Origin of the sequence: Shewanella algidipiscicola, from assembly GCF_900380485.1 — a bacterium.
Taxonomy (GTDB): domain Bacteria; phylum Pseudomonadota; class Gammaproteobacteria; order Enterobacterales; family Shewanellaceae; genus Shewanella; species Shewanella algidipiscicola.
Genome location: NZ_OXJV01000001.1, coordinates 1,144,394 through 1,160,168 on the forward strand (window position 1 = coordinate 1,144,394; position 15,775 = coordinate 1,160,168).

Genomic DNA, 15,775 nt, shown 5'->3' on the forward strand with positions numbered 1-15,775 from the left:
GTCTCACGACAGCGACTTGAAATGCCGTTCGCCACTATGATGCTTCGCTATTAGTCACTCAAAATCGCCATAAAAAATGCTAGGTGCAGTAACTGTAATTCACAGAATAAAGCACCTAGCTATCTCTAGCATCTGGGGAGAGACTATAGGAAACATCAAACACAATTACGCTTGATTGACCCAAGCGGCAACTGCCAAACACATGCATGTAAGAGACCTCTTCCTACATCATGCAAGCCTTACAAACAGAGATGCCACACAAGCAAATGACAACGCTGTCATCTGTAAACTTACACAACAAAAAACAGAATATCTACATTTTTTTGACAAAAGAGGCTTTTTTTAACTTAACTATGGCTATGTCAATCCAGATTGACACAACCTAGCGATGAACTCATCATCTGTATCGATGAGCAGAGCCCCTTACTCTCACAACATGAAGGCATAAGACTCTTTACCGATAATGGTGAACAGACCGACTATCTTATTGCTCGAACCAACGCCTTAATGGATATTGCAGCACTACATCAACAAACACAGGCTATATGCCAATATCTGGCAGATAAAAATCTGCTTAGCCCTCAACAACTCACCATTAAGGGAGGCGAAGACGTACAACACATCAACATTAGTGGCGTATATGTTATCGATGATGAAAACCTTAATGCTATCAGTGATGACGATTTTTTAGCTCTTAAAAACAAAGGATTGCTGCCCCTTATCTACGCTCACAGAGCTTCGTTAAACCAATTAGCAAGACTAATTGCTGAGCAGAATAAATACGACAGCCAACCATAACTCATCACGCGATGCTCTAGTGGGGAGAAATCGTTATTAACACTTGATGATAAAACGCAAAGTCATATCGCCAAGCGCTTCATTTAAATCGATTGGCAGCCGCTTCAAATAAATCATATGACAGTGTTATATCGAGCGTATAATGCTGTCTCTATTGATACTTCACTCTGCAAGCACGCTACACCACAAAGTCAGTTGTTATCATCTGACCTTGTCGTGATGACACAACAAATAATGGTATGTGAGCAGGCCCTATCCCCGTGCAAGATATCGACTAACCTAGCCATCATTAGCGGTAAGTCGCGCGACTTCCTACCAAGCCACTTTTGCGCTCACCGTGATGATAACGACACTCTAAATGCCCATGTATTAGCTTTTCAAGCTGACCTATCAAGCCTAATAGCAAGAGTGTTAGCCTTGCCATGCTGCCAATAAAAAGCCCAGCAGATGCTGGGCTTATGACGATAGATCATCAGGACCAAGGTTAGAATCTAAGTGCTACCCCCAGCTTGTATCGAGCTTCACCTTCGAAACTCCATACTGGATAATCGGCCTTAAATTCAGGGATAACTTCGGCATCTAGCGGCGCAACACCCGTTTGAATGCTATCTTCTTCGGTTAAGTTGACCGCTTCAAAGGTAATGTCCATCCAATCAGTAATACTGTAATTCATGCTTAAGTCGAGTGAACCATAGTCTTCATGTTGACGGTTGCCATAAAATCCTGGCAATTCACGCATCATGTACTCACTACGCCAGTTGTAAGCTAGGCGAGCATTGAAGCTCTCCATTTCATAGTAACCGACTAAGTTAACTGTGTGCTCAGACGAATCAGAGAATACACCCACTCGATCTGGGTAATTCTCCGCTGGTGACCCCGCATCGGCAAAGGTGTAGTTAACCGAGTAGCCGAAACCGTTGTCATATGAGTCTTGAAGTTGTAATTCAATCCCTTCGATACGACCACCATCGGCATTGTACTTTTCACTGACGGTCCAGCAATCGTAAACCCCAACGCCGCATGCACTATCACCTTGGGCGATAAGGTCGTTATCATCAATACCAATCTGCTGGTTTAACTTTTGACGAGTGGTGATAAATGAGCTGACATCTTTAATAAAGTAAGTGATAGATGCTAAGCCTTCGCCGCCAAAATACCACTCTAAGCTAAGATCTGCCTGCGTGGCTTTAAACGGGTCTAATGAAACTGAGCCACGGTTTAACTTTTCATTACCCGGCGTTCCATCGTTCAGGCCTGGGAGCGTTGATGTAGCAAAAAGCTCAGAGTAGTTAGGACGCGATATCACTTGTGCCGCTGAGGTGCGTAAAATTAGATCTGGGGTTAAATCAAATGCGATATTCACACTTGGCAACACATCGTTATAGCTAGACTTATCAGTACTCATCTCATCGGCAAATTGACCTGAATCACTCAATGCATAGTAATCAGATTCGACATCGGTAGAGATAAAGCGCAAACCGAAGTTACCGCGAATACCATCGGCTTCAAAATTCGCCATCGCGTACGCCGCTAAGTTTTTCTCGTTCAAGGTTCCGTAACCCGACTTATCGCGAGTAAAGCCATCAACAGCGGCATATGCATCATTGATCATCGCATCAAAATTGGGCTTAGGTAGCGTAAAACCAGCACCTGAAGACATGGTGCCTGAATAATAAGCCGAGGCGTCTTTTTCGGCGATATCGCCCACAATAGCGGCATCAGTTTCTTGAGTCACATCATGGTCGGCGTAGCGCACACCGGTTTTAATTGAAGTAATAGCCCCAAAGTCAACAGGGAAGGTTAAATCGACTTGCGCATAAGTCTCTTCATCTGTATTAGGTTGTTTTTTCAATGCCCAACCAGCCGTTGCCAGTTTTCCATTAAAGTCACTGGCATCGAAATCTTTATTTGCAATATCGATAAGAATCTTTTCGCCAGTAGCATCATAGTGGCCAGCAAAGTCACCGGGTTGACCAATTGAATTACCATAATTAGACGTTAGACTCGTGCCACCATCTGAGCTGGTATTACCAACACGCCCTTCTAGAGTGAAATTATCCGCTTCATACTTAAAGTCAAAGTCATAGGTGTCTGACGACATCTCAGCTTGACGAGCCCAAGTTTGTGCCCATGCAAACCCGCCTTCACCTGTATGAGTAATATCAGTACAAACACCGGCGGCATTGGTTTGATTACAGGTACTTACACCTTGTTGAGTTGGAAACAAGAAAATAGAAGTATTAGCGTTATCCGCCTTTAAATCCATACTGGTTACCGTGAGGCCAAACTCTAATTTATCTGTAGGACGATACTGCGCTGCAACGTTATATGCCGTGCGCTCTCTGTCTTGTTGGAATGTCGTGGGGACAATCTCACCCCAGCCCAATAAAGTCTCGATACCATTGCGTTGATATTCAGTTTGAGAGCCTGCTGCCGACACTAGAATACCGAAGTTTTCGTTGTCATTTTTCCAACTGTATAGCCCTGAAAGCGCCGGATCAGTCTCTTCAGAGATAGTCCCGTAATCACCTTTAGCACTTAGGAATACAGTGTTGGCATCTAAATCTAACGGCTTACGGGTCTTAACGATGACAGTGCCGCCGATACCACCTTCGGTGATGTCAGCCTGTGAAGACTTATACACTTCAATACCACTCACCATCTCTGGTGGCAGTAGTGAATAGTTAAAACTACGGTCGATAGCCTGTTGATCAAACCAGCCAGTTGAGGCAACTGAGTGACCATTGAGCAGCGTTCGGGTAAGTTGTGATGAAGCACCACGAATCGACACCTGCTGCCCTTGACCAAATTGACGATTAACTGTCACACCTGGGATGCGGGCTAAAGACTCACCCACATCGCCATCGGGAAATTTACCAATATCTTCAGCGGTAACAGCGTCGACAACTGCATCAGAAAAGCGCTTAGCGTTAATAGACGCTTTCATCGATGCACGTAAACCACGCACTTCAATTTTTTCAATATTATCGGTATTAACGGTTTCTACCTCAGCTTCCGCTGCGATGGCTGAAACTGACATTGCACCGCTCATCAGTAGTGCAATATTTGTAGCTAGTATACTTTTCTTAAAAGTAGATGGTCGCATCTCGTATCCCTTCCATAACTTTATTATCGTTTTAGTTTCATGCCCATTCCTTTAACAGGAATGACAACGCTGTCATGTGAGTACAAAGATTACACAACAATTAACACTTGTGCCACAACAAAATAACCAAATGAGATAAAATATCGTCTAGTCCATCACAAATCCTAAAAAAGATAATTTAGAACATTAAATATAAGACACTGATAAAATTAACTTAAAATAACCTTTCTATTTAATATCCATTAAGAAGAATCGTTCGAATAAAATACTAAAATAGATTTGATGATTGCTTAATCAGATAAAAATTAGCAATATTGTCGGTAGGGGAAGTGAGATCTGCTGTGTCGTCATACAGTACATCGTTTGGAAAAATTAAATTCTGTAGACTGCAATAAGCAGCTATCACAATGAGTGTCCACTAGATGAAAGTAACCATAAATGATGTCGCCAAGTACGCTGGAGTCTCAATAAAAACGGTATCCAGAGTCACCAACAAGGAGCCGTCGGTCCGGCAGGCCACCATTGATAAGGTAAATCAAGCCATTATGGCGCTTAACTACCAACCCAATGTGGCCGCGCGTAACCTAGCAGGGACCAAATCGTATGTCATCGCTTTTGTGTATGACAACCCAAATGCCTACTATGTCATTGATATGCAAAATGGTATTTTATCAGCATGCAAACAAAGGGGGTACGAGCTACTGATCCATCCTTGTGACGCAACGTCCGAAAATATCTGCCAAGAACTAACAGATATGGTGCGCCACGCACGCCTATCGGGCTTAGTACTCACTCCGCCTCTGTCAGAAGATCCCAAAGTGCTCGCGGCACTGGATAACATTAACGCTAATTATGTGCGTATTATTGCCGGTGAAGCAGCAGATCAATATGGCGGCTTAACCGTACTTGTTAACGACAGACAGGGGGCTGTATCGATAACCCAACATTTAATCGATCTTGGCCATAAACAGATCGCCTTTCTTAGCGGCGATCAGCAGCACGAATCGACAAAAGAGCGCTTAGCTGGCTTTAAGCAAGCAATGCACAACAACCAGTTACCCGTTAATGAAACTTATATCATTAACGGTCAATATTCGTTTGAGTTTGGAGTTGATGGCGCAAAAACACTATTAAGTAACTCTGAAAGACCGACTGCTATTGTCGCCTGTAATGATGAAATTGCCGCAGGAGCCTTATTTGCAGCTCGTTTAGAAGGTGTATCAATTCCCGCCGAACTGTCCATTGTCGGCTTTGAAGACAGTCCTTTTTCGCGGCAAACTTGGCCTAAACTCACCACTGTGCATCAGCCAAACGATAAGATAGCCCAAACCGCTACCGAGTTACTCATTGCACAGCAAAACAAACAAGAAGACACCCCAACCGAGCATATGTTTATGCCAGAGCCCGTGATCAGAGATTCCTCTGCTAGCCCACTGTTACCCTAAGAGTACACTTAGTAATGGGCGCCTCGCGTGCAATAAAAAGCCGTTGTTTAGTAACAACGGCTTTTTATTAGCTTGATGACTCGCGGCAACCAATAACAAGATGTCCCAGTGACTAAGGTCTGTCACTAGTTGCAGTCACGATAATTACACCGCCTCTTCGTTTTCTTCACCAGTTCGAATACGGATAACACGCTCGACTTCGGTAACAAATATCTTACCATCGCCAATTTTTCCCGTTCTAGCGGTATCGACTATCACTTCGATAGCCTGCTCTAATTGCTCGTCCTGGATAACAAGTTCAATTTTTACCTTAGGTAAAAAATCGACCATATATTCGGCACCGCGATACAATTCGGTGTGACCTTTCTGACGTCCAAAACCTTTGACTTCAGAAACTGTCATGCCTGTAATGCCAATTTCAGCCAGAGATTCTCGTACGTCATCTAACTTAAATGGCTTAATTATGGCTTCAACTTTCTTCATCAAACGCTCCCTTTAACTTAATTTGGCAATAACAACATATTGTTATTAGCTTACCATGCTATATGGTTACGCAGAAGTTGAATATCTACAACACCAAACAGAAGTAAAATCCGCAGCGAAGAACAATATCAACCAACATCCTACAACAAATGGGCGGCCCCCCCACCAACAACTATACTTTAGTTTTGCTGCCACTTTTTAAGTCAGCCAGTATAACCGACCCATTTAGTAACACCCCATGAATGTGATCACAGGATACGATCACTATGTACGCACAGGGATGAAGTATGAAAAAATATCATGGATTTAACCTCATCGAATTAATGGTGACTTTAGTTGTCGCCACCATCTTAATCGGAATCGCCGCCCCAAGCTTAAGTAACCTTTATGATGCACAGCGGGCAAATAGCGCTATCAGAGAAATTCAACAAACATTACAATTTGGCCGAAATGCGGCGATAAGTTATGGATTGCGCGTCACCATTTGCCCACTAAAAGATAACCAATGCGATGACAATTGGCAGAACGGACTAACCGTGTTTACCGATTCAGGCGTGCTCAATCAGCTTGATAATAGTGACCAATCACTATTAACCACAGGTCCATTTAATTCCAACGATAGCGTAACTTATAATCGGGATGCGATTCGTTTTTTACCCGACGGGCTCGCTTCAGGAACGAATGGAACACTCATCTATTGCCCGAGATCTGCCGATAATCCAAATGCACGAGCTGTTATAGTCAATCAAGCTGGTCGGGTTCGGTTTTCAAATAAAACAGATCTCAACTGCATTAAGTAATGCCGCTCTCACAACGTCACACATTGTGTGATAACCTTTTTAATGCCAATTTATTGGCATTAAAAAGAATAAGTTATATATACTGAAATTGAAAAAGTTCTCGCTTATACTTAACCCGTTAACAACGAGGGCACTATCAATGCGACATCCGCTACAAGGGTTCACCCTAGTCGAACTCATGGTCACTATTGTGATAGCTGGCATATTACTCACCATTGGCGCTCCCTCTTTGATATCTGTTTATGAAGGTGTTCGTGCCAATAATAATATTGAAAAAATTCATAATATCATGGCATTTGCACGAAACCAGGCAATTAGTTACGGCACAAGGGTCAACGTCTGCCCATTTGCAAGTGCAACCTCTTGTGGTGCGACGACAGATTGGAGCGGTGGTATTAGGGTATTTATTACCGATGCAGATAACCAAGATCATGAATTAAGGGCTATAGATAACTTTAATAGCAATGACGAAATTAAAGGGTCTGCCAAATCCTTAACCTTTGCCCCCGACGGGCTAGCATCAGGTGGTAGCATTACTTATTGTCCTGCAGGCAAAGCGAGCAACTCGAAAAGTATAACAATTAGCACGAGTGGGAAAGTCTCTTACGGTGCAGATGGCATATCTTGCTAAGCCCCATCAAAAATTAAGTTTTCCTTCCTATGGTTAATATGAAAAAAGCCCTACAACGCAGGGCTTTTAACTATCTTAATAACAGCTCAAACTTTACAAAATAGTTCAAATAATTATCTTAATGTCTGCTTATCTTTAGTTTTAGCTTCTTTACTACTAAACTCTTGACTCAAAGGCACGCATTCTTCTACTTCTTTAATAAAGTATTTCTTCCCCTTTGTATCAGTCAGCTGTTTCCCTGGTAAACTAGCGGCTCTTAAGCGAGCATCTTTTTCATCCCAGCGATAAAAAACCACTTGCTCGCCCTTCTTAGAGCTACTGATATAGCACTTATAATCCTGCTTCGCAGCCATAGCTGGTGAAGTCACGCTATATAAAACTAGGCAAGATAAAGCCGCTATAAGTTTCGTCATTTCCAACACTCCTTAGAGGGCCCTTTAACACCCGCTGATGTCATGGTGATAGTTTTACAGGTCGAGTCTCTGCTAGCTTGGCTGCCTTGCGCCGTAGCTGTAATGGTAAAATTGCTGGTACCGACAGAGGCCACGCTATAGTGACCATGCTCTGTCACGAAGGGATTAGCAAGACCAAGTTTAGCCATGTCAGTCGCATAAGCACGATTATCCAAATAATACTGCTCTTGCAGGTTAGCCACTCTCATCACTGCTGCAACCCCTTCAGAGCGCCCACTTTTAGTGATGTAGTCGATGTAAGATGGATAGGCAATCGAAGCCAAAATTCCAACGATTGCCACAGTTATCATCAACTCAATCAGAGTAAAACCGTTCACTTTTTGCATTACTAATTATTCTCATCGTGATGATAATAAAGCTTATTGGTGTTTAAACAAGCATCAAGGTTAATTGTTCCAGTACAATTAAACCCATTAGCATCACAAATACCTTTACCAATGATCAACATAATCTGGCTTTCGCAATCAGTGCCTGGCTCGGGATCAGGTTTAGGAGGGCAGGCATCAGTACATCCACTATCATCATCGTCATCATCCTCATCGTCCTTGGGCGGGGTAATGATCTTGGGCGGCTGAGGAATACAATTATCACATACGTCAATAACATATTCTTCAGAATAACGAGCCCCCTTATGTAAATCTAATGTATACAATCTTCCAACAGAAGAAACTGTACACACATCTTGATCAACCGCTGGCTGGGTAGGAGTAAAGGACGTAAAATATACCTTTCCTTTAATAATAACGGAAGGTGATAAGCTTTTTTCCCCCGCTACAGGAAAGTCATAATACCAACCTTTTTTAGTACCAAATTCGATATTTTCAGCCTCCGTAGTCGGTGACGCAGATGTTACATTATAGAGGTTTGAAAACGTAATCGCTTCAGGTACAGCCGAACCACCGGAACCAAACTGTTGAGTAATAACATTCCTATCTTGTAAGACAAAAAACATATCATTCGTTGATGTACTTAACGGAACAGCCCTATTACCAGTACCTAATGTCACAGCATCATATGGTACATTTTGATAAGCAACAGTCGTTGTTGTGCCAGATTCATCTGTCACTGTTACGTTTGATGTGTTCGTAAAATAGGTTTGGGCAACTGTTGGCTCATAAAAGAAACGACGATCGTTACTTAATGTCCCCCCCAAATCAGCGAACTTAAACCCACTCCAAGTACTCTTATCATCAGAAGGCATGTCCATTCGCCAAACTTTACCACCTAAATCTGATGCATATAATCTATCTGTATACCCATCACTATTGCTATCCAGCGTCGCTATAGAACCAACAATTGAATCTTCTATACCACTTAATATAGTACTACCGCTCGCTCCAAATTTATGTACCAACGACCCTGTTTCTGCGTCCACAATAAAAACAGCGCGGCCATCAGAGTTTTTACCAGTACCAGAATCATACCCATGATTATATCCCCCCCCAAAAATCACCACTGGCTTATCCGACCCAGGAACTTTCGTCACAACAGGAGTGGACCAAGTTTGACCTAAATCGGTGAATCCATCGGTACTATTAGACACTTTCCACAATAATTTGGGTTTGACAGAAGGATCTGTCACATCAAACGCAAAATATGTTTCACCACCTCTTCGCATACCAATAAATAACCACGCTTTAGCTATTGCACCACTAGAGTTTCTCTCTAAATACGCGACAGGTGATCCATCCATTCCATACACACTATGCCCTAGAGAATAGTTATTTCCCCTTAGCGTAGTCACATTGGACAATAGCTGATAAGGCATGAAGGCCCAATTTTCAGAAACAGAAGTGCCAGTATCTTTAAAGGCGTGAAGCATCCCATGATTCGTCCCAAAAAATATAACCACATTGGAACCATCGCCACCATAATCTATCGCAAGCGGTTGCGAATGTAGCGGATCGCCCACTATATCTCCCCTAACGCCAGCAAAATCTTCGGATGTAAATTCCCCATCATCAGCTTTATCAACATTGTTACCTTTAATCCACTCAAACGCTTTACTTAAGTCAGCAGTCGAATCTGGCAATGACATGTATGTCGCTAAGGAGCTCGTTCCTCCGGCATATGATGCCGCGTTAGCCACAGATAAAGCAGTAATAACAGAGTCACCAGAACCGATATCACTATATAAGTTACGTTCGTCGGGAGAAATAGTTCTAGCGGCTCCGCCAAGAATAACATCATTACCATCAGGTGTTCCTGCACAATCACTCCAAAAACTACAAGCAGTTTCGGAAATACCTCCAGAGCTATCAATCGCTAACTTACCTTTTGCATCCACAAGAGATCCACTTGAATTCACCTTTAGTTTCTTGAGATTACCGGCCCATTTTGGACTTTGAGAAGGGCGAAAGAGTGCATAATATGCAGAGTCTAATGTTCTTGTCGGATCAGCGTTACTAAAAGCCACACCAGGAGCGGAAAAGCGCTGACCTGTCTTGGTTATTTCATCAACTATATTACTAATTTTTTCTTGTAACTGTGCGGTATCATTAGCAGCAAAGTACTTACCACCACCGCGTCTAGCAGTTTCAATCAATAATGGCTCAGCTTCAGATCCCTCTGCTAAACTAAAGCCAATAGAATGAGTAATAACTCTTTGAAAATTATCTACATTAGGCAGGATATCATTGTTATACATATATCCTGCTAATGCAGGTAAATAGCTAGACCTATTCCTAACGGTGTCATATTCATATGGTGTATCATTTAATGCTTTTATAAAGTCATCCGCACTAGTGTCAACCGTTGGCGCACCATCTGTAATATAAATCACGTACGCAATTTTCGCACACTCAGTCAATGGAGATTTATAACCACCATTAGCTTCAATGCTTGAGTCATAGGGCGGTCTGTTAGCTCGGTACCAATTCGAATAGTTACGATCAGAATGACCAAAAGTAATACTTCCACCACTAAAGTATCTATAAGCTTCAAATAAGGTTTCACACAAAGGAGTATTTGTTTCAGCGGGAATATTCTCTACAGTACTAATTAATGCATCCTTTTCTGCACTGGTCCTTTGCTTAATGCCCGCAACAATGCGCCCACCATCTCTATCACCTTCTTCAGGAAAATTTAAGTTAAAAAGAGCCAAACCAAAATCGACAGACGGGATCGAACTAATTACGCCGGTAATTGCACTTTGCGCCATTTCTAATCGAGTAGGGGGCGTTTCATCAGGTGGTAGTAAGCCGCCTTTATACAGAGTGTACCAACGTAGATAATTATCGGTATAAAGAGTCACTAATTCTCCGGCGCCAAAGCCTATCGCTTTTGCGATATTTTGCGCATCAGAATCTGTAGCACCATAGGGGATGTAATCTTTGCCAGGTTTGACGCTATCTTGGGGATAACCGGGGTCATACCCAGTTAAAGTTTTATTATTATCAGCAGTGCCCGCTTCGATATCTTCACCACAATCGACTGGATTGTTTTTTTCCGCACCGCTATTTTCTTTAATCTGCTGCCATGTGCCTTTACCATTACCAGTAAACTTAAACTCTCTAATGTAGCCAGTAAAACGGCCATATTTATCCAATGCCGTTTTTGCCGCAGCACAACCATTGATTAATTCATTAAATCGCCGAGATTCAGAAGGACTATCTGGTACTGGTAATGAAGACTCATCCATACCCGTCCCAACCGTAAAATAGATCATTCTACCTTGATACGAATTGGAGCTCCCAACAGCAGGGTAAGTTACGCCTGGATCATAACCCTTTTGTGCGCCCTCAACCTCTGCATCCATACTGCCAGAGTTATCAAATATGATTAAGACTTTACTACGATTTTGAGTTAACTCTGGATTTAAATACAAATCAGTATCGTCAGCCAGTGATTGCGCAGGTATTGTCAATGCAGCGACAAAGATTGCACATAATATTTGATTAAACTTCATATTCCACTCCCTTTGAGCACTTGCTGCTCAATACCTGTAACCACAGTAAGCTGACCTAACTTATCCCGCCCAAAACTTACCTGACTAGATATTTCGATACGTCGACATTCAAATAAATCGGTACCACTTGCATCATCAATACGCTGACAAGACACATTCTTAGGGTCTACTTTTAGACCTCCAGCACCATCATCTACTAGAGGAAGGGGGGTTAATACTTGTGTTCCGCCAGAATAGTTATTGCCGTTGTCGATAGCTGACATGCTTGCAAAAAATGCTGGAGTCTTATCTAACAAAACGGCCGCGATACCACCATCCGCCAACGCTTTAGCCTCTATTCGCTCAGTTCCTGCACCAGCCATCCTGAGAGATTGAGTTGAATTAACAGCCAAAGCAACTCCTATCACCGTCATTATGATAAGCACAATAAGAGAGAAAAATAGCACCACCCCTTTCTGTTTTTGCATATTCATACTTACTCTAACTCCGAATTAAAACAGGATTTTCTAAAACCACAGTTGTAGACATAACTTTTCGCCTAAAATGATCTTTTGGAGCCTGAATCGTTTTATCACCCAATAAATATTGGGTTTCGTTAGTGTAACTCCGATCTTCCTCTACAGCCCTAACAAGCAAAAAAACTTTAAGTGCTACAATCCTCTGAAATGATTGATTATCCCACATGGTTGTATCAACGCTTGCTGGAGGCACATAGCGATTTGGGATACCATTTCCATTGTCATCAACCCCATACAGAATTCGCATATTTTCAATCCCTTCAACAAGCTGCTCTTCATTTTTCATTCCGCTTGTAACAGAAAGAGTTTTTCTTCTCAGTACCGGAGTAGAGCCATCATTTTTGATGAAATAGATATGATGTACGTATTCCCAAAGTCGACTGTTATCTAATACAGGCGTAGTTTGATTACCCGTAAAAAAAATTGCTTGACTAGACGTTGTAGCAACATAATGAGTCGACGCATCATTAGCCGTCAAAGTACTTGGCCCACTAAGCCTCTTTATTTGAAGTACATCAGTGTTATTTTTTACACCTGTTAAACAACTAAAACTTGCACCACTGCTCCCCGCTTCATATCCCCATAAACGCCGGAAATGAGATGCTGTGCTATTTGGTAAAGATGCATTATTAACACCTCCACCAACACAATCATTAGGCACTGCAGCAGAATTGATTGTAGTATTTATACCAACGATAAAGTCTGTCCCCGTCATATCTCCCATAAACCCAAGTTGTGAAAGATCGCGTTCCATAATCGCCAAGGCAATACGACCATTTTCTTGTAGTTGGTTAAATTGACTGGTAGTAGTGACATTTGTGGAAGACATGCTAAACATAGTGAATATGCCAGCAGTTAAAAATAAGCTAATGACCAAAGCGACCATCAACTCCACAAGTGATAGACCAGACTGTAAATAATAACGACCTGACGTGTTTTTCATCTATATGATCACTGTTTGAATAGAATAGATACGACGGTTTTCAGTGCTAGCAGCGCACTTTGGTGATGTGTCGATAATGGGTGAGTCGGCATCAATTTGTGTTTCTCTTATGCCTCGCCATGCCATCACAACGGTCACCGTATTATCAGTAACGCTAATGCACCCCGTTGGCGTATCTAAGCCACCGACATTTTTTCCACCTACGGTTTCTGCAGTCCCTACAAAAGAAGCACGCCACTCATATAAGTCCCATGCGACTAGCTCAACAGGGTTACATACCGCACTGCCCTTGCACTCTTTACCCGCTGCAGATGGCGCACCTGAATAGACACCTGAATAACGAGCTATTTCATCGCGATTAAGCTTCATGCGGTTAATGATATCGTTAGCGTAATAGGACGCTTGGGTCTGTTGGAATGATTCAAAGCTGCCTCGTTTGGCAACTACATGAAGATTAAAAATACCCACCAAGCCAATAACTAAAATGACTAGCGATACCATCACTTCGATAAGGGAAAATCCTTCCCCATTGTTTCTCACGGTGTCAACTCTCCGATGCTCGCCATTATTTTGACAGCCATTTCAGTAGTTTAGTCTACAATATCTGAACGTCAGTTTGCTCACAAACTATACTGGTTAATGATAGATTAGTCGAATGTTACTCGCTAGTAATGTGCCAATCTGAATTGAATAGAAACGATTATTTGAGCGCATTCTAAGTACAAAAAAAGGAGGCTAAGCCTCCTTTTCTAATCAAAACAGCGAATTAATTACCTAAGTTCTGCTGGTACGGCAAATACGGTGTCTTCTTTGCGCCCTTCCACTTCGGTGATAACGCTTGGCGCTAGCTGCGCGATAGCATCAATTACTTGCTTTACTAACACTTCAGGGGCCGAAGCTCCAGCAGTCACAGCCACTTTCTCCACACCATTAAACCAAGCGGCATCGATATCATCAGCATTATCGACTAAATATGCTTGAGTGCCTTTTTTTATCGCCAACTCTTTTAATCGATTTGAGTTTGAGCTGTTTTTAGAGCCCACCACGATAAACAAGTCGACATCATCGGCCACATTACGCACCGCATCTTGACGATTTTGAGTGGCATAACAGATATCATCTTTGCGTGGTCCCTGAATCGACGGAAAACGCTTTTGTAAGGCGGCTATCACATCGGCAGTATCATCCATAGAGAGCGTTGTTTGGGTAACAAAGCATAAGTTTTCAGGATCTTTTACGACTAATGCTTCCACATCCGCTGGAGACTCAACCAATAAGACCCCACCTTCAGGGTTATCATACTGCCCCATGGTACCTTCAACTTCAGGATGTCCAGCATGGCCGATAAGGATACATTCAATCCCTTTGCGGCTTGCGCGAGTTACTTGCAAATGCACCTTAGTCACCAATGGACAAGTGGCATCAAATACCCGTAGACCACGTTGTTTCGCTTCGGCGCGAACGGCTTGCGAAACACCATGAGCACTGAAGATAACTATGCTGTCATCGGGAACCTGATTAAGTTCATCAACAAATACGGCGCCTCTATCTTTTAAGTTTTGCACCACGTAACGGTTATGCACGACTTCATGACGTACATAAATTGGCGGTGAAAACAGCTCAAGCGCGCGCTCAACAATGCTGATGGCGCGATCGACGCCAGCACAAAAACCACGAGGGTTGGCCAGTTTGATTTGCAAGCTTTGCGGAGGGTTGGTCATCGCCATAATTAAAGTACCTGAATCACTTCTAACTCAAAGGTAACGGCACGGCCTGCCAACGGATGATTAAGATCAACCGTTACCGAGTCGCCTAACACGTCACGCACAATTCCTGGGATTTCGCTACCACCAGGACCAGCAAAACTGACTATCACGCCAGCTTCTAAATTCATATCGGCAGGGAATTTTGTTCTGTCCATATGGTGAATGGCATCAGGATTGGACTCACCAAACGCGTCGGCCGCCTGCAATGTAAAGCTGTGCTTATCGCCTTGAGCTAAATTGATTAGTTCAGCTTCAAAAGCTGGGCTTAACGTCTCATCACCAATGTTTAATTTAGCCGGTTTACCCGATGCTTTGGTACTATCGGCAGTCGAGCCATCTTCAAGTACTATATTCATGTGGCACAATAACGAACGAGATACAGACACTTAATTACCCCTTTGCGGCGCTTTCGCCGTTTGGTTTACGCTCGGTAATAAACGAATCAATAATGATAAGCCCTGCACCGACACAGATAGCAGAGTCGGCAATATTAAAGGCAGGAAAATGACTCGTATTCCAATAAAAATCAAGGAAATCGACAACAAATCCATGTTGTAATCGGTCGATTAAATTACCTAATGCACCACCAATAACCAAGGTGTAGGCCAAGTTTAATCGCCACAGACCGCGGTGCTGCTTGCGCAGCCACACAGTCAACAGTGTACTAAAACCAACGGCCACTAGGGTAAATAACCAACGCTGCCAACCACCTGCATCACTCAAAAAGCTAAAGGCTGCGCCATAATTTCGCACATAGGTGAAATTAAAAAATGGCAGCAACTTGATTGACTCATACAGGTCAAAATTGGCTAACACCCATTGTTTGGAAAGTTGGTCGGCGATAAACACCAACACAACTATCCAATACCAACGTAAGCCACTCTCTGTCCAGCTTGATGGCATAA

15 protein-coding genes are annotated in these 15,775 nt (G+C 42.7%); 4 read left to right on the forward strand and 11 right to left on the reverse strand.

Annotation, left to right across the window (positions count from 1 at the left end; genetic code table 11):
• The first annotated feature begins 372 nt into the window (after positions 1-372).
• A complete protein-coding gene (locus tag DN599_RS05165; protein ID WP_110456538.1) occupies positions 373-798 on the forward strand; it encodes a SapC family protein in 426 nt (141 codons plus the stop codon).
• A 484-nt stretch (positions 799-1,282) separates the two neighbouring features.
• Here the strand turns inward: DN599_RS05165 and DN599_RS05170 are convergent, their stop codons facing one another.
• Entirely contained in the window at positions 1,283-3,904 is a 2,622-nt protein-coding gene (locus tag DN599_RS05170) for a TonB-dependent receptor (protein WP_110456539.1), read from the reverse strand.
• A 422-nt stretch (positions 3,905-4,326) separates the two neighbouring features.
• Between DN599_RS05170 and DN599_RS05175 the strand changes: the two genes are divergently transcribed.
• Positions 4,327-5,349 (forward strand): LacI family DNA-binding transcriptional regulator, encoded by a 1,023-nt coding sequence (locus tag DN599_RS05175; protein WP_110456540.1) that lies wholly within the window; start codon positions 4,327-4,329, stop codon positions 5,347-5,349.
• A 144-nt stretch (positions 5,350-5,493) separates the two neighbouring features.
• Here DN599_RS05175 and DN599_RS05180 read toward each other — a convergent pair whose 3' ends face one another.
• Positions 5,494-5,832, reverse strand: coding sequence for a P-II family nitrogen regulator (locus tag DN599_RS05180; protein WP_110456541.1), 339 nt, complete (start codon positions 5,830-5,832; stop codon positions 5,494-5,496).
• A 287-nt stretch (positions 5,833-6,119) separates the two neighbouring features.
• Between DN599_RS05180 and DN599_RS05185 the strand changes: the two genes are divergently transcribed.
• Positions 6,120-6,632: a GspH/FimT family pseudopilin gene (locus tag DN599_RS05185; RefSeq protein ID WP_110456542.1), complete on the forward strand. Its 513-nt coding sequence runs from the start codon at positions 6,120-6,122 to the stop codon at positions 6,630-6,632.
• 139 nt (positions 6,633-6,771) lie between these two features.
• Positions 6,772-7,263: a GspH/FimT family pseudopilin gene (locus tag DN599_RS05190; RefSeq protein ID WP_110456543.1), complete on the forward strand. Its 492-nt coding sequence runs from the start codon at positions 6,772-6,774 to the stop codon at positions 7,261-7,263.
• A 113-nt stretch (positions 7,264-7,376) separates the two neighbouring features.
• On the opposite strand, the gene DN599_RS05195 is transcribed toward DN599_RS05190, so the two are convergent.
• From DN599_RS05195 to lspA, 9 genes are all read right to left on the reverse strand, one after another.
• The gene (locus DN599_RS05195; protein WP_110456544.1) at positions 7,377-7,676 is read right to left on the reverse strand and encodes a TapY2 family type IVa secretion system protein; all 300 of its coding nucleotides are present in this window, start codon (positions 7,674-7,676) and stop codon (positions 7,377-7,379) included.
• Positions 7,673-8,062: a type IV pilin protein gene (locus DN599_RS05200; protein WP_110456545.1), complete on the reverse strand. Its 390-nt coding sequence runs from the start codon at positions 8,060-8,062 to the stop codon at positions 7,673-7,675. The genes DN599_RS05195 and DN599_RS05200 overlap by 4 nt, the downstream gene beginning before the upstream one ends.
• A 2-nt stretch (positions 8,063-8,064) precedes the next feature.
• On the reverse strand, positions 8,065-11,643 hold the full coding sequence (locus DN599_RS05205) for a pilus assembly protein (RefSeq protein ID WP_110456546.1): 3,579 nt from the start codon (positions 11,641-11,643) through the stop codon (positions 8,065-8,067).
• Entirely contained in the window at positions 11,640-12,110 is a 471-nt protein-coding gene (locus DN599_RS05210; protein WP_110456801.1) for a pilus assembly PilX family protein, read from the reverse strand. Before DN599_RS05210 ends, DN599_RS05205 begins: the two co-directional genes overlap by 4 nt.
• Positions 12,111-12,123: 13 nt before the next feature.
• Positions 12,124-13,104: a PilW family protein gene (locus DN599_RS05215; protein ID WP_110456547.1), complete on the reverse strand. Its 981-nt coding sequence runs from the start codon at positions 13,102-13,104 to the stop codon at positions 12,124-12,126.
• Positions 13,105-13,644, reverse strand: coding sequence for a type IV pilus modification protein PilV (gene pilV / locus DN599_RS05220; protein WP_110456548.1), 540 nt, complete (start codon positions 13,642-13,644; stop codon positions 13,105-13,107).
• 230 nt (positions 13,645-13,874) lie between these two features.
• Positions 13,875-14,804, reverse strand: coding sequence for a 4-hydroxy-3-methylbut-2-enyl diphosphate reductase (gene ispH / locus DN599_RS05225; protein WP_204165105.1), 930 nt, complete (start codon positions 14,802-14,804; stop codon positions 13,875-13,877).
• Between the two features lie 29 nt (positions 14,805-14,833).
• Positions 14,834-15,256 (reverse strand): FKBP-type peptidyl-prolyl cis-trans isomerase, encoded by a 423-nt coding sequence (gene fkpB, locus DN599_RS05230; RefSeq protein ID WP_110456550.1) that lies wholly within the window; start codon positions 15,254-15,256, stop codon positions 14,834-14,836.
• A 4-nt stretch (positions 15,257-15,260) separates the two neighbouring features.
• Positions 15,261-15,773 (reverse strand): signal peptidase II, encoded by a 513-nt coding sequence (lspA, locus tag DN599_RS05235; RefSeq protein ID WP_110456551.1) that lies wholly within the window; start codon positions 15,771-15,773, stop codon positions 15,261-15,263.
• Between the last annotated feature and the right edge of the window lie 2 nt (positions 15,774-15,775).